This is a genomic window from Shewanella sp. Sh95, from assembly GCF_001308045.1.
Taxonomy (GTDB): Bacteria; Pseudomonadota; Gammaproteobacteria; order Enterobacterales; family Shewanellaceae; genus Shewanella; species Shewanella xiamenensis.
The window spans coordinates 1-13,162 of the sequence record NZ_LGYY01000029.1 but is presented as its reverse complement, the minus strand read 5'-3'; the positions used below and the strand labels follow the sequence as shown (position 1 = coordinate 13,162).

The following is a 13,162-nucleotide window of genomic DNA, read 5'->3' as shown; positions in this document are numbered from 1 at the left end:
AAGGAAAAGTTGTGATCGCTTTAATTCAAAGAGTCAGCCGCGCCAGTGTGGTTGTAGATAATCAAACCATAGGTGCAATTGATAAGGGCTTGTTAGTTTTACTTGGGGTTGAGCGGGAAGATAACCGCGAGAAGATGGAAAAGCTAGCTACTAAAGTGATGAGTTATCGAGTGTTTTCTGACGAAAACGGCAAAATGAACCTCAATTTGACTCAAGCGGGAGGCTCGCTTTTAGTGGTATCCCAATTTACCTTGGCCGCTGATACTGAGCGTGGGCTAAGGCCGAGCTTTTCGGGTGCGGGCACACCAGAACAAGCGCTTGGCCTGTATGAAGAGTTTGTCGCCTTTTGCCGCGCCAAGGGCGTGACCACCGAAACAGGGCAATTTGCTGCTGATATGAAGGTTGAACTGGTCAACGATGGCCCAGTGACCTTCCATTTACAGGTTTAACCTACAGGACAGTGTGCCAACGGCAGTAAGGACATGCACATGGACGAATTATTAAACCAATTACGCCAGACCTGGCACCGCACTATACCTGTGAGTGAGTTTATGCAGATAGCGCCGCTGTCATTTTCTGATGGTGAATTGAGCGTGAGTGCGCCACTCGCGCCGAATATCAATCTGCATCACACCATGTTTGCGGGCAGCATTTATACCCTTATGACGCTCACTGGTTGGGGCATGGTATGGCTGCAACAGCAACTCCTCAATGTGGATGGCGACATAGTGTTAGCCGATGCCCATATCCGTTACTTGGCGCCCATTCGCAATCAACCTATTGCACGCGTGGTATGGCAGGATGCCAGTTTAGCGGGCTTATCTGTGGGGCGAAAAGCCAAAGTTCGACTTGTGGTTAAGCTTTACTGTGAAGATCTGCTCTGCGCTGAGTTTTCAGGCCTGTATATTAGCCTTCCAGGCATTAAGAAATAGTTGCGACTGTTTGATTTTTGTAAATTTTCATCGTTGATGTTGCCTTTAACTTGCAATAGAATCTTTGGCTTAATGCAACTTAAGTTGCATACGCCATGGTCCGTACGGTTATCACGTTTATGCTGTATGGCGCTATTTGCATTGATATTAAGGATAACCGATGCGATTTCTCTCCTGTGTGCTTATTGCTCTATTTTGTTTTCATCTCAGTGGTTGCACCAATACCAAGTTAAATGCCAATAAATTACCAAAGGGTGTGGTGCTAAATAAAGCTATTACACTCCCTGTGGATGTGAGTGTTGCTTATTATTTGCCCCATTCGCAGTTAAATAACCGTTTTTATTTAGAGAAATGGAATATTTGGGTCGATCCAGGAAAATCACTCAGTGATGGCGTGAAGGATGGTTTTGGTGCTTATTTTTCAAATGCTAAGTTATTAGACCGCACGCAAGCGAGTCAGTATGGACTGCTGATCGATATCGATCCTGAGTGGAAATTTGAGTCGGGTAAAGCAGAAATGATCATGAGCTATCGGGTATTTAATGGCTCCGATAAGCCCATTCGCGAAGGGCAAAAATCCTTTAAGGCAGATATTGGTTATTTAGGGGATGGTTTAGGTCTTTATAACGCCGCATTGCGTGCGACTCAATTAGTGATTGTCGATGTGCTAAACACGTTGACGCCGTCGGCTAGCTCCTATCCTGCACAGTATGCAATGAAGGATGTCTCGGCGAATTTGCTGGCAAATATGCAAAAGCCAGTCAGTACAGGAACAGGTTTTTATATTAATCCTCAGGGGCAAATTGTCACTGCGGCCCATGTACTCAAAAATTGCATGGTGACACAGGTGAATGTTGGCGGTAAATCCTTTGATGCGGCCGTAGAGGCTAGCTCGACCTTATTGGATTTAGCGGTCGTGAGTACGGGTACGCCAGTGGAGCAATACTTACCATTGCGTAAAGGTACAGAGATTTTCCTGGGCGAGGCGATTACCAATGTTGGCTATCCCTTGCAGGGATTATTGGCGGCCTCTCCCAATTTAACGCGCGGAAATATCAGCTCACGCGAGGCATTAAAGGGGGCGGTGGGGCAATTCCAGTTTTCGGCACCGATCCAGCCCGGCTCAAGTGGTGGCCCAGTTGTCTCTGACGGTGGGGAGCTATTAGGTATTACCGTCAGTACCTTAAATGTGACGAGTCTACGTGAATCGGGTGCATTGCCGCAGAATGTTAACTTTGCCCTTGATGCAAAATATGCTGCCCGTTTTTTAGATAAGCACCGCATTAGTTATCAGTCGGTTGAACCCAATATGAAGGGCGATATTCGAACGGCAAATGCGGCGGCACTTGGTGCTGTTGTTCAACTAAATTGCTATCAATAAGGATGTTTCCAATGCTATTTATGCTTCGTATTTTGATACTGGCTTTGTTGCTCATTAGCCCGTTTGTTAAAGCACAAACCACGGTACTTCCACCAGTATTTTTTATTAGTACCATTGATTCAACTGACTTTTATAACAAACTCAAGGGCATCCCATTATTTGAAAAAATGGATAAAGAGAATATCGGCAATCCATTAAAACTGATTGTGACCTATAAAATGGAACCTACTGCAGGGGGAGAAGCCGCTGGGCTAACCTCGGCGATTTTAGCGGGTGGCTCCCTAGGGCTGTTACCTATGGTGACCAATAATGATTTGGTGCTGACCTATGAGTTTAGGGTTCACAATGAGGTGATTGCCAGCGTCAGTTACCGTGAAAATTTTACCAAGGCTCACAACATGTACTCCAATGAGGGAATGTATAGCCTAGATAAAGAGAGTTTGGCATGGGCGATGACCACGACTGATAAGTTTATGGTTGATATTCAAAACTCGCCTGAGCTTTCCCAGCTAATCAGTGAATACAACTATTATTTTGCTCAATAGTTCGAGTGATGCATCTCCATAAATGAAGGGCTAGCTTTGCTAGCCCTTCATTTAACCATTCTATTTTTTAGAAAGTAATCTCAAATTTTATCCGCTTTTTTTCTTTTTTATGGGCTAATAAACTAAGCCCATAGAGTCGAGAGCAAGCTGAAAGACTCTCAAGAATTTCAATTTTCGGAGCAGATTATGTCTAAAGTCCTAGTGTTAAAATCCAGTATTCTTGGCGGTTATTCACAATCTGCCTTGTTAGTTGACCACCTGATCGGTAAATGGGAAGACCAAGGCGCGGCCATCACAGTTCGCGATTTAGCGGGTAAAGATGTGTTGCCAATGGTTGATGGCGAAATCGCCTCTGGCCTACGTGGCGGCGCTGAGTTAACCGCACGTCAGCAAGAGATGCTCGACCTGTCGAACGCCTTAGTTGAAGAGTTAAAAGCGAACGACACTATCGTGATCACCGCGCCGATGTACAACTTCAACATTCCAACCCAGCTGAAAAACTGGATTGATTTTGTGGCCCGTGCCGGTGTGACTTTCACTTATACCGAAAACGGTCCTAAAGGCTTAGTGGAAGGCAAACGTGCTGTGTTGATCACCACCCGTGGTGGCGCCCATAAAGATGGCCCAACCGATCACATTGTGCCTTTCTTAAAAACCTTCCTCGGCTTTATCGGTATCACTGATGTGGAAGTGGTATATGCTGAAGCGCTGAACATGGGCCCAGAAGCCAACCAAAAAGGTATCAGCGAAGCTAAAGCCAGTATCGATAAGTTAGCGGTTTAATCGTAAAGATAATAAAAAATGCCAGCGTAAATGCTGGCATTTTTGTTTACGCAGAACACAATTATTCGCACAGTTTGCAGCCAAGGGACATGGCGCTGGTTTCGATATAGCGAACCTTAGTGCTTGCTTGGCCACGGTTACGGCTCACGCTGTAGCAGGTTTCGCGAACCACTTTGGGCTGCGGCGGTTGTTCGCCGCTCGTTGGGCGCGGGCACTTTGTTGTCATCTGCACCTCCTCACGCATGGTTGCTTGGCTTAGGTTTTAGCTTGGCTGGCAGCAGACTAAATCTTTTAGCGAACCACCGTTGACCACACATTCAAAACCATTGGCCCTTAAAATATCACAGCCCTTTTGGGCACGAATGCCTGCGCCGCAGTAAAGTACAAAGGGATGCTGTTTATTTTCAACCTGATGTAACCATTGGTCGAGCGTTGGCAGTGGCACATTGATGGCCTGAGGCAAATGACCCGAGGCAAACTCCTCCGGTGAGCGCACATCGATAACGCGCGCACCCTGCTCAATCAATTGCCAACATTTTTCACCGTTGCTACTACCAGATAATTTAGCCAGTAAAGATTGAAACATAGCTTTGCCTCTATGATTAGAAAATTTTCAATAAGTTTATTCTAATGGATTAGTGAGCGCAAGCGGCAATCTGTTGGGTGCTTGGCTTGTCGGCGTTACTCGGTGGCAGGCGCTTCCCTGTGATAGTGGATAAGATCATGAAACACCACGGGTTGATCGCTCAAGTTGCGGTAACCGTGGGGTTTATCGGCGGCAAAGCGCACGGCCTCGCCCTGCTGTAATGGCTGCCACTGGCCATCGACTAACACTTCCATGGTGCCGCTGAGCACGATCACATGCTCGGTCACACCCGCCTCATGGGGCTCGGAGAGGCGCTCATAGTGCGGTAATAGGGTGAGTTCAAACATCTCAAAACCAAAGCGTGGCTCAAAGGGAAATAGCGACGCCACTAACATGCCGTCGGTTGCAGGCTTTTGGCGTAATGCATCAGCGTTACGAAAGACCGCGCCTTGGCTCTCGGGTGTCGGCTCTAGAAAAGTTGAGAGTGAGGTATTAAAACCGCTAGCGATTTTCCACAAGGTAGCAATAGTGGGGCTAGATTCGCCGCGCTCAATCTGGCCTATCATGGCCTTGCTTACGCCTGTCTCGAGTGCCGCTTTATCTAAACTCCAACCCTTTTGGCTGCGCAGTTGTTTTAGGGTCGCGGCAAGATAGCTGTTGATGGTCTGCATTATGGTCTGATACTTAAAAAATTATTTGTACGTTATAACGCACAGGTGCTATCTTGTCCATCTTGTGCGTTATAGCGCACAGTCAATGGTGCGATGCTCGAGGCAAAGGTAGGATTAGGAGTAGGGATGATGTGGCGCGAGGCTTTGGGACTATCAAAAATATCGGCGGGCTTTATTGCCGTGCTGGTGGGCTACAGTAGTTCGGCGGTGATTATCCTGCAGGCGGCGGATGCCGTGGGTGCGACATCGGCACAGATGAGTTCATGGCTATGGGCCTTAGGTGTTGGCATGGGGCTCACCAGTATTGGCCTGTCTCTCTACTATAAAAATCCGGTGCTTACGGCATGGTCGACCCCCGGGGCGGCGCTGATGGTCACCAGCCTTGCGGGATTAAGTATCCACGAAGCCGTTGGTGCCTTCCTGATTAGCTCTTTGTTGATCACTCTATGCGGCTTGGCGGGTTGGATGGATAAGCTTATTCGTATCATGCCGCCTTCGGTCGCTGCGGCCATGTTAGCAGGGGTTTTACTGCAGTTTGGTTTAGGGCTGTTTCAAGCCATGCAGACTCAACTGAGTTTAATTCTATTGATGTTATTGGTGTTTGTTGTGCTTAAGCCCTGGGCGCCGCGCTACATTATGTTACTCACCCTCGTAGCGGGAATAGGGATGAGTTATCAATTGGATCTACTGCAACTCGATAAGCTTGAGCTGCAATTCGCCGCTCCTGTATGGATAGCGCCTGCGTTTTCTGTCACCAGCGTAGTGGGCGTGGCGCTGCCCTTATTTGCGGTGACTATGGCCTCACAAAATATGCCTGGGATAGCAGCGCTGCACGGCCATGGTTATCGCCCGCCTATCTCGCCATTAATTACTGTGACGGGGCTGATGGGCGTATTGTTTGCCCCCTTTGGCGGCTTTGCTTTTAATCTCTCGGCCATTACGGCGGCGATTTGCATGGGTAAAGAGGCGGACCCTAACCCCGCAACTCGTTATTGGGCGGCGGTGTGGGGCGGTGTGTTTTACTTTATCACAGGCCTACTCGGCGCCACTGTGGTGGGGCTCTTCGCTGCATTTCCGAAGGAATTAGTGCTCGCGATTGCAGGATTAGCGCTGCTTGGCACCATAGGTAACAGTCTAACCGCAGCGCTCGCGGATAACGACGAGCGAGAAGTGGCGGTGATTACGTTTCTCGTCACCGCCTCGGGTGTGAGTATATTGGGGATCGGCAGTGCATTCTGGGGATTATTACTCGGATTTTTAATGCATTACTGGCACAAGCATCGCGCCTTAACCACAACTAAACAGGCAAAAGCTTAGCTGTGGTTAGGTCTAGACTGAGGTTTGCTACCTTAGTGGATTGATGTGTGAAGAGGCCTAGAGCTTTTTGGTCATAAACAGGCTATTGGGGTCGAGCGTGTAATCGGCAAAAGGGCCGCACAGCTCGAAGCCAAATTTGGCATACAGGTTGCGAGCTGGCTGGAAAAAGGCCATCGAGCCGGTTTCTAAACTGAGGCGCTGAACGCCTGCGGCTTTGGCGTCATTGATCAAGTGCTGCAGAATCTGGGATGCCACGCCTTGTTGTTTGTAAGTCGCTGCGGTGCGCATCGATTTGATCTCCGCATGCTCGGAATCTAACCATTTTAGTGCACCGCAGCCCGCCAGATTATGGCCATCCCACAGTGTCCAAAAGCGAATATTGGGTTGGCGCAGGCCATCAAGGTCTAATGCGTGCACACTTTCTGGTGGCGAGGTTGCCCGCATATCTTCAAGGTGCTCAGTTAAAAGTGCTGCAATTTCAGGCCCTTTTAGATCATCTAGTATTATTTTCATTGTTGCTCTCAAGATTAAAATTCCCTGTGTTGTCACTTATCCATCATAACGTTATCGCGTTTGGTTGTTTTTAGGGGTAAAACGCTGCGGTGATTAAGCAAAGGGTAGGCCAAGAGTTTTTAGTTAAAGCTAAACGCAGAATCAAAGTCGTGGGGCTTCACCCACTGATTTTTAATCAAGAGTCGACCAAGGAGGACAGCTCGTCCTATTGATTTCACATCAGCCAAGACTCCCCCAACGGAGTTGAAAGCCCCTTGTGCTCATTGCAAAATTTGCTACAGCTTCCTAAATCCTCGATTTTCATCTGGCTAAATGGACGGAGCTATAAATTTGGAGCTGTATATACTACCAAATTGAAAAGACACTTCTCTTTTTTGAATGGAAATCTGTTAATATTCAGCATCATTGAGAGCTGATAATTAAATAACTTAAATAGTACGCTTGATAACAATCAAGTTAGTGTTATTTAAGCGGTTGAACACGGCTAGGTTATTGATTCTATAGTGTATGTTTGACTCTAAGAGAACAATAAATACTATAAAATTATTGTTTGAATGGAATTTGCTTAATGCAAAGGAGGCGCAATGGTAATCGCGAAAAACACATCTGATATAAAAGCAGACCTTTTTATTAGTTCATCACTTGAAATGATGCGCAAGAAGCTTCTTGACTTATCCGCTAGAAATCGCCTTCTAAATTTCCCAATTACGAACAAAACCTCTGCCCTGCGAATCGTCGACGAGTTACCCGACCAGCTTTCCAATGCTTTATGTTCTGATTTTACTATGGAGTTTGGACCCGTCGACGAACCGACCCGTGAACAGTTAATTGAGCATGGATATATACAAGTCGGAAAAGATAAAAAAGATGTGCAGTTAAAGCCTTTTCCCACTGCAATGGAGTGGGCCAAAGTACTAGGGATTAATACTTCTTATACTTTACCTGGCGGTGATCTGGGAGATGAATCTCCAGCAGTTAATAAGCAACTATTAGAAAAAGCCAGTGAATTTATCACTGAGTATGCATTAGCGCATAACGATAAACTAACGGGTATCCGCTCTCATTATGCTGAATATGGAGTTGATCTAGCACTATTAACCGCCGCTTGTCACCAAGCTGGATACAAAGACCTTGGGGATTTTGAACGCCAAATCAAATCGGGTAATGGTGTTCAAATTGCCCAAGTACATTCGAAGCATACTGATAATAAGATCCAAGTATTGCTATTCCCTGGTGAATTAGAGGCCAGACTAAGAGCCATTTATAATAAAGCCCAGACTGCGTTAGAAGAAAGTGGCGCGAATATCTTGTATCTCGCTCTAGGCTTCCTGGAGTGGTATGAAGCCGATATTTCAGATAAAGCTCGCCTTGCGCCCTTGTTTAGCATTCCCGTCCGTCTTGAGCGCGGTAAGTTAGATCCCAAAGATGGCCTATATAAATATCAGCTGGTTTATACCGGCGAAGATATTCTGCCTAACCTTTCTTTGAAGGCAAAGCTACAAACTGACTTTGCGTTGGCTCTGCCTGATTTCGAAGACGATCAAACTCCCGATGATTACTTTTCAGCAGTTAACAAGCTTATCAAAAAGAATAAGCCTAACTGGTCCCTACATCGTTTTGGATGCTTGGGATTGTTGAACTTTGGCAAAATGATGATGTATCTGGATCTAGACCCTGAGCGATGGCCACAGGGAGATAGAAACATCACTTCCCATAACGTAATTCGTCGTTTCTTTGTTAGCCAAAAAGGGGAGTCAGTCCCAGCTGGTGGGGATAGTTCTGGTGAACATGATATTGATGCTTACACTGATATTCATAATAAAGTGCCGCTTATTGATGATGCCGATAGTTCCCAGCACAGTGCTTTAATTGACGCTATTCAGGGCCGTGATTTAGTGATTGAAGGTCCCCCAGGCAGTGGTAAGTCTCAGACGATTACTAACCTAATCGCAGCAGCTTTAATGAATGGTCAAAAGGTACTGTTTGTTGCTGAAAAGATGGCGGCGCTAGAAGTGGTTAAAAGCCGTCTCGATAGGGCTGGCCTTGGTGAGTTTTGTTTAGAGCTGCATAGCCATAAAACACATAAGCGTAAAGTGCTGGACGATATTCAGGCGCGTGTGACTTTAAATGCAACGATGCCGAGTCAGATGGAAATCAATGCGCAAATTTTGCGTTACGAAGAGCTCAAGCAGCAACTGAACGAGTATGCCGCTTTAATCAATAAAGAGTGGGAGCAGACGGGCAAAAGTATCCACCAAATTTTGAGTGCTGCGACCCGTTATCGAAGCAAACTTGAGATAGATGCAACTTCACTTCATCTCAAAGATGTTAGTGGTCAATCTCTGAATAAAGTGAAGCAGTTACGTTTACAAGATCAGGTTGCGACATTCCAGCAGATATACCGTGAAATTCGGGAGCAACTTGGGCATGAAGTTGAAATCTACCAACACCCTTGGAGTGGTGTCAGAAATACTGAGATTCAGATATTTGATAGTGATCGTATTGTCGAATGTTTAGTTCAGTGGCAACAGTCACTTGAGATTTTTGCTCAAGAGTACCAGCTATTTATTAGTGATTGGAATATTGATGTTGATGGTATGGACTCTCTTAAACTGATAAATACGGTATTACAGGACCTTAATTCTTTAAAGCCTCTCGCTGGTGGAGAGGTATTTGAAGCTCTACGTTCTTTTGAAGCTGAAGGTGCTATCGAGAGTGTAAGAAGTTATCTTTCGGTTTTTGAGGACTTACAAAAACATTATCAGCAATTAAGCGAGAAGATTCATCCTGACAAACTCAATTCAATTGAACACATCCAACCGCAGGATATGCCTAAAACGGGATTAGATACTTTCGTTATTCCAAATGGGATAACGATTCGCGACCTAGTGAAGTGGTACGAGTCGTTAAATAAGGCCTCACTTACACTTGGTATGCTGACTAATGAGTTAAGTGACTTTAAGCAAGCTCTCCCTTCGGCGATTTCTAATGCAATGGATGATAGTCGTAATGGCTTGCAATTTACGGCTCAGTTACTTCAGGTTATTGCTGGTTTACCGACAGAATTAATACCTCTTCGTGATTCGGTATTTGATGACGATGTTGTTGATACCACGTTAAAAACGCTATCTAAACAATGTGCCGTACTTAGGCCTTTAAAAGAAAGCCTTTCTAAAACCTTTTTACTGGAACAATTACCCACAGCCGAAGAGCTCAGTCAGGCCGTTTTGGTGTTACAACAGGGTGGAATACTGTCTTGGTTTAACAGCAATTGGCGACAAGCACGCACATTACTCAAGTCAGTCATTAATCCAGCCATTAAATTCGCTAAAGCCAAGAATCAATTTGACGAGTTAGTTAAATATCGCTCCGAGCTGAAACAATTTGATGCATGCGATCATGCTCGTTCGTTAGGCAATGCTTTTAGAGGTATTGAGACTGACTATGAACAGCTAACCGCCTTACGTCAGTGGTATATCAGAGTAAGAGAAACCTACGGTGTAGGTTTTGGTCCCAAAGTCGCTATTGGTACGAGCGTTTTAGGGTTGGATTCAACATTAATTAAGGGTGTCCACCAGCTAGAAAAGCAAAAGCTTTCATCGGTATTGCTTGAAACAATATCTATGATCGATAGTTTATTACAGCGTCTACCCAAAAAATCTGTAAATCTAAATCAGCAGCAACAACTTGTATGGGTTGGTGAAGGTTCTTTGCTGGATAGTCTCAGTCTGGAAGTGAGGCAAGCTTTAGAACAACTGCAAAGCTGGTACTTGAGTGATGACACTTTGCTCAGTGAAGCAGGAAAATTAGTTAATGCTATTAAGCAAATGCAGCAATGGCATCAAGAGTTAGCTGACAAGCGGCCCCTATTAGAACCATTTGCAGATAAGACTATGCCATTGTCTTTTGGGGTGCATAAAGATAATAGTTCGTCTATTGGTGTTATCAGCTCCACCTTAGATTTAGCTGAGCATCTTTTAAAGCAAGTGAGCAGTACTTCTTTTGCTGCTTGTGTAAGGCAGCTTGAGAATGCACAAAATTATGAAGAATTGCTTGGAGAAGGAGCAAGACTTAAGGAACTAAGAAACAATCAGGCTGACAAATTGTCGGTGTTTGAGTCTGAAACCGAGCTAGATGTCGAGATGTGGTTTAGACCTGTTGATGATTCACTTAAAGGATTGATCATTCGTAATCAGCGCGCAATTTCGCAGCCTCGATGGTTGAATGGTTGGGTTAATTTCACTCGTAATCGAATGCAGATGCATGAGCTTGGATTAGAGCGGATCTGGGAAGCGGTATTTAATGGTGCTTTGGATATCGAGCAAGCTGATTTGGCCTTGGATTTGGCGTTGAATGATCAGTTGTCGAGGGAGATTATCAATCAACATCCAGATTTGGCTAGAGTTTCAGGTACGCAACGTAACGCGATCCAAACCAAATTTAAAATCTACGATAAAAAGCTATTCAAGCTACAACGAGAACGTATTGCAGCCAAAATTGCATCTCGCTCAGTGCCTGAAGGTAACTCCGGTGGCCGTAAAAGTGAATATACCGACTTTGCTCTGATAAGAAATGAGTTGGGTAAGAAGACTAAGCATATCCCAATTCGGCAATTGGTTAACCGTGCAGGAGAAGCACTGTTAGCGTTGAAACCTTGTTTTATGATGGGGCCAATGTCTGCTGCTCATTACCTTGCACCTGGCAGATTAGAGTTTGACTTAGTAGTGATGGATGAAGCTTCGCAGGTCAAACCCGAAGATGCGCTTGGTGTGATTGCTAGAGGCAAGCAAATTGTTGTAGTGGGTGACCCCAAACAGTTACCGCCCACGAGCTTTTTCGATCGTTCAATTGAAAGTGATGATGACGAGGAAGTTGCAGCATTAGGGGATACCGACAGTATTCTAGATGCTTCACTGCCCCTATTTCCGATGCGTCGTTTACGTTGGCATTATCGCTCTCAACATGAAAAGTTAATCGCTTATTCTAACCGTCATTTCTACAACAGCGATTTGGTTATTTTCCCCTCTCCAAATGCGGATTCCCCCGACTACGGTATCAAATTTAGCTATGTGGCTGGTGGACGGTTTACGAATCAACACAATATCGAAGAGGCAAATGTTGTTGCGCGGGCAGTAGTAAAGCACGCACAAACTCGTCCTGAAGAATCAATTGGCATCGTAGCGATGAGTTCTAAACAGCGGGACCAAATTGAACGTGCTTTGGATGAGCTTTGCCGCTCAGATGCTTCAGCAGAAGCGGCAATTAGTAAGCTTCGTGTCCATGATGAGCCTCTGTTTATCAAAAACTTAGAAAACGTGCAGGGGGATGAACGTGATGTCATTTATATCTCTTTCACATATGGCCCTGCCGAGGTCGGAGGTAAAGTTTATCAACGCTTTGGACCGATAAACTCGGATGTGGGCTGGAGACGATTAAACGTACTGTTTACTCGCTCCAAAAAGCGGATGCATGTGTTTAGCTCTATGCGTGCTGAAGATGTGCTAACGAGTGAGACTAGTAAGCGAGGTGTTATCGCGCTTAAAGGTTTCCTGCAATTTGCTGAAAAAGGCATGTTGGATTCAATTTCGACTTCTACAGGGAAAGGGCCGGATAGTGATTTTGAAATTGCGGTAATTGAAGCTTTAACAAAAGAAGGATTTGAATGTGAGCCTCAGGTGGGGGTTGCAGGATTTTTTATTGATATAGCTGTTAAGGACCCTGGTAGTCCTGGACGCTATTTAATGGGGATTGAATGTGATGGAGCCGCTTATCATTCGGCGAAGTCTGCTCGGGATCGCGACAGATTAAGACAGGAAGTATTGGAGCGTTTAGGCTGGAAGATCAACCGTATTTGGTCAACTGATTGGTTTGGCAACCCAGAAGAGGTGTTAGCACCAATTATTCGAGAACTTCATGAACTGAAGTCAGCAATAAAAGTGACTGTGCCGAATTTGGATGTTGATGAAACAGAAGAAACCGTAGTTCAACCTGCAGTTGCATCAGTAGTCTTGAATCAACCTGCAGCAGAGTTGAGTTTAAAGGAAAAACTAAGACATTTTGCGCAGCATGTTATCGAGTTGGGCAGTCCTCATACAGAGGATGATTGCCGATTGCTGCGACCTGCAATGATTGAAGCGCTTTTGGAACATCAGCCTTTATCTCGTTCTGAATTTGTCGAGCGGATTCCACAATATTTAAGACAGTCAACTGATTCGTCGGAGGCGCAAAGGTACCTTGACCATGTTCTAGCATTAATAGATGGTTCAGATTCAGTACCCAGTACTATAACTGTTTAATGAAATTATGAATCCGTCATTCCGCACCTAATTTTCGATTTAAAAAACTTGACGGCGATCGGTCATTCTGATCTATTACTCTCTTTTGCAGGTAATTCATCATGGCCGCTCCCGCTATCTCTATCCGTAACCTCGACC

At 45.3% G+C, this 13,162-nt stretch carries 11 protein-coding genes; 7 read left to right on the top strand and 4 right to left on the bottom strand.

Annotation, left to right across the window (positions count from 1 at the left end):
* Positions 1 to 11 precede the first annotated feature (11 nt).
* From dtd to azoR, 5 genes are all read left to right on the top strand, one after another.
* Complete coding sequence (gene dtd / locus AEA42_RS02510; RefSeq protein WP_037423224.1) at positions 12 to 449, top strand: D-aminoacyl-tRNA deacylase; 438 nt, start codon at positions 12 to 14, stop codon at positions 447 to 449.
* Between the two features lie 39 nt (positions 450 to 488).
* The gene (locus AEA42_RS02505; RefSeq protein ID WP_055646869.1) at positions 489 to 932 is read left to right on the top strand and encodes a thioesterase domain-containing protein; all 444 of its coding nucleotides are present in this window, start codon (positions 489 to 491) and stop codon (positions 930 to 932) included.
* Between the two features lie 160 nt (positions 933 to 1,092).
* On the top strand, positions 1,093 to 2,313 hold the full coding sequence (locus AEA42_RS02500) for a serine protease (RefSeq protein WP_055646868.1): 1,221 nt from the start codon (positions 1,093 to 1,095) through the stop codon (positions 2,311 to 2,313).
* 11 nt (positions 2,314 to 2,324) lie between these two features.
* Entirely contained in the window at positions 2,325 to 2,858 is a 534-nt protein-coding gene (locus AEA42_RS02495; protein WP_037423235.1) for a hypothetical protein, read from the top strand.
* 186 nt (positions 2,859 to 3,044) lie between these two features.
* Complete coding sequence (gene azoR, locus AEA42_RS02490) at positions 3,045 to 3,641, top strand: FMN-dependent NADH-azoreductase (RefSeq protein WP_047539728.1); 597 nt, start codon at positions 3,045 to 3,047, stop codon at positions 3,639 to 3,641.
* A 61-nt stretch (positions 3,642 to 3,702) separates the two neighbouring features.
* On the opposite strand, the gene AEA42_RS02485 is transcribed toward azoR, so the two are convergent.
* The 3 genes from AEA42_RS02485 to AEA42_RS02475 all read right to left on the bottom strand — a co-directional run bounded on the left by AEA42_RS02485 (position 3,703) and on the right by AEA42_RS02475 (position 4,898).
* A complete protein-coding gene (locus AEA42_RS02485; RefSeq protein ID WP_224021461.1) occupies positions 3,703 to 3,867 on the bottom strand; it encodes a hypothetical protein in 165 nt (54 codons plus the stop codon).
* A gap of 36 nt (positions 3,868 to 3,903) precedes the next feature.
* Entirely contained in the window at positions 3,904 to 4,227 is a 324-nt protein-coding gene (locus AEA42_RS02480; RefSeq protein ID WP_055646866.1) for a rhodanese-like domain-containing protein, read from the bottom strand.
* 95 nt (positions 4,228 to 4,322) lie between these two features.
* Positions 4,323 to 4,898 carry an XRE family transcriptional regulator gene (locus AEA42_RS02475; RefSeq protein WP_037423247.1) on the bottom strand — a complete coding sequence of 192 codons (576 nt, stop codon included), beginning with the start codon at positions 4,896 to 4,898 and terminating at the stop codon, positions 4,323 to 4,325.
* Positions 4,899 to 5,027: 129 nt separating this feature from the next.
* Here AEA42_RS02475 and AEA42_RS02470 point away from each other — a divergent pair, with 129 nt between their 5' ends.
* Positions 5,028 to 6,215 (top strand): benzoate/H(+) symporter BenE family transporter, encoded by a 1,188-nt coding sequence (locus AEA42_RS02470; RefSeq protein WP_055646894.1) that lies wholly within the window; start codon positions 5,028 to 5,030, stop codon positions 6,213 to 6,215.
* A gap of 57 nt (positions 6,216 to 6,272) precedes the next feature.
* On the opposite strand, the gene AEA42_RS02465 is transcribed toward AEA42_RS02470, so the two are convergent.
* Complete coding sequence (locus AEA42_RS02465) at positions 6,273 to 6,728, bottom strand: GNAT family N-acetyltransferase (RefSeq protein ID WP_055646865.1); 456 nt, start codon at positions 6,726 to 6,728, stop codon at positions 6,273 to 6,275.
* 584 nt (positions 6,729 to 7,312) lie between these two features.
* Between AEA42_RS02465 and hhe the strand changes: the two genes are divergently transcribed.
* On the top strand, positions 7,313 to 13,024 hold the full coding sequence (gene hhe / locus AEA42_RS02460) for a DUF4011 domain-containing anti-phage protein Hhe (protein WP_055646864.1): 5,712 nt from the start codon (positions 7,313 to 7,315) through the stop codon (positions 13,022 to 13,024).
* Positions 13,025 to 13,162 lie beyond the last annotated feature (138 nt).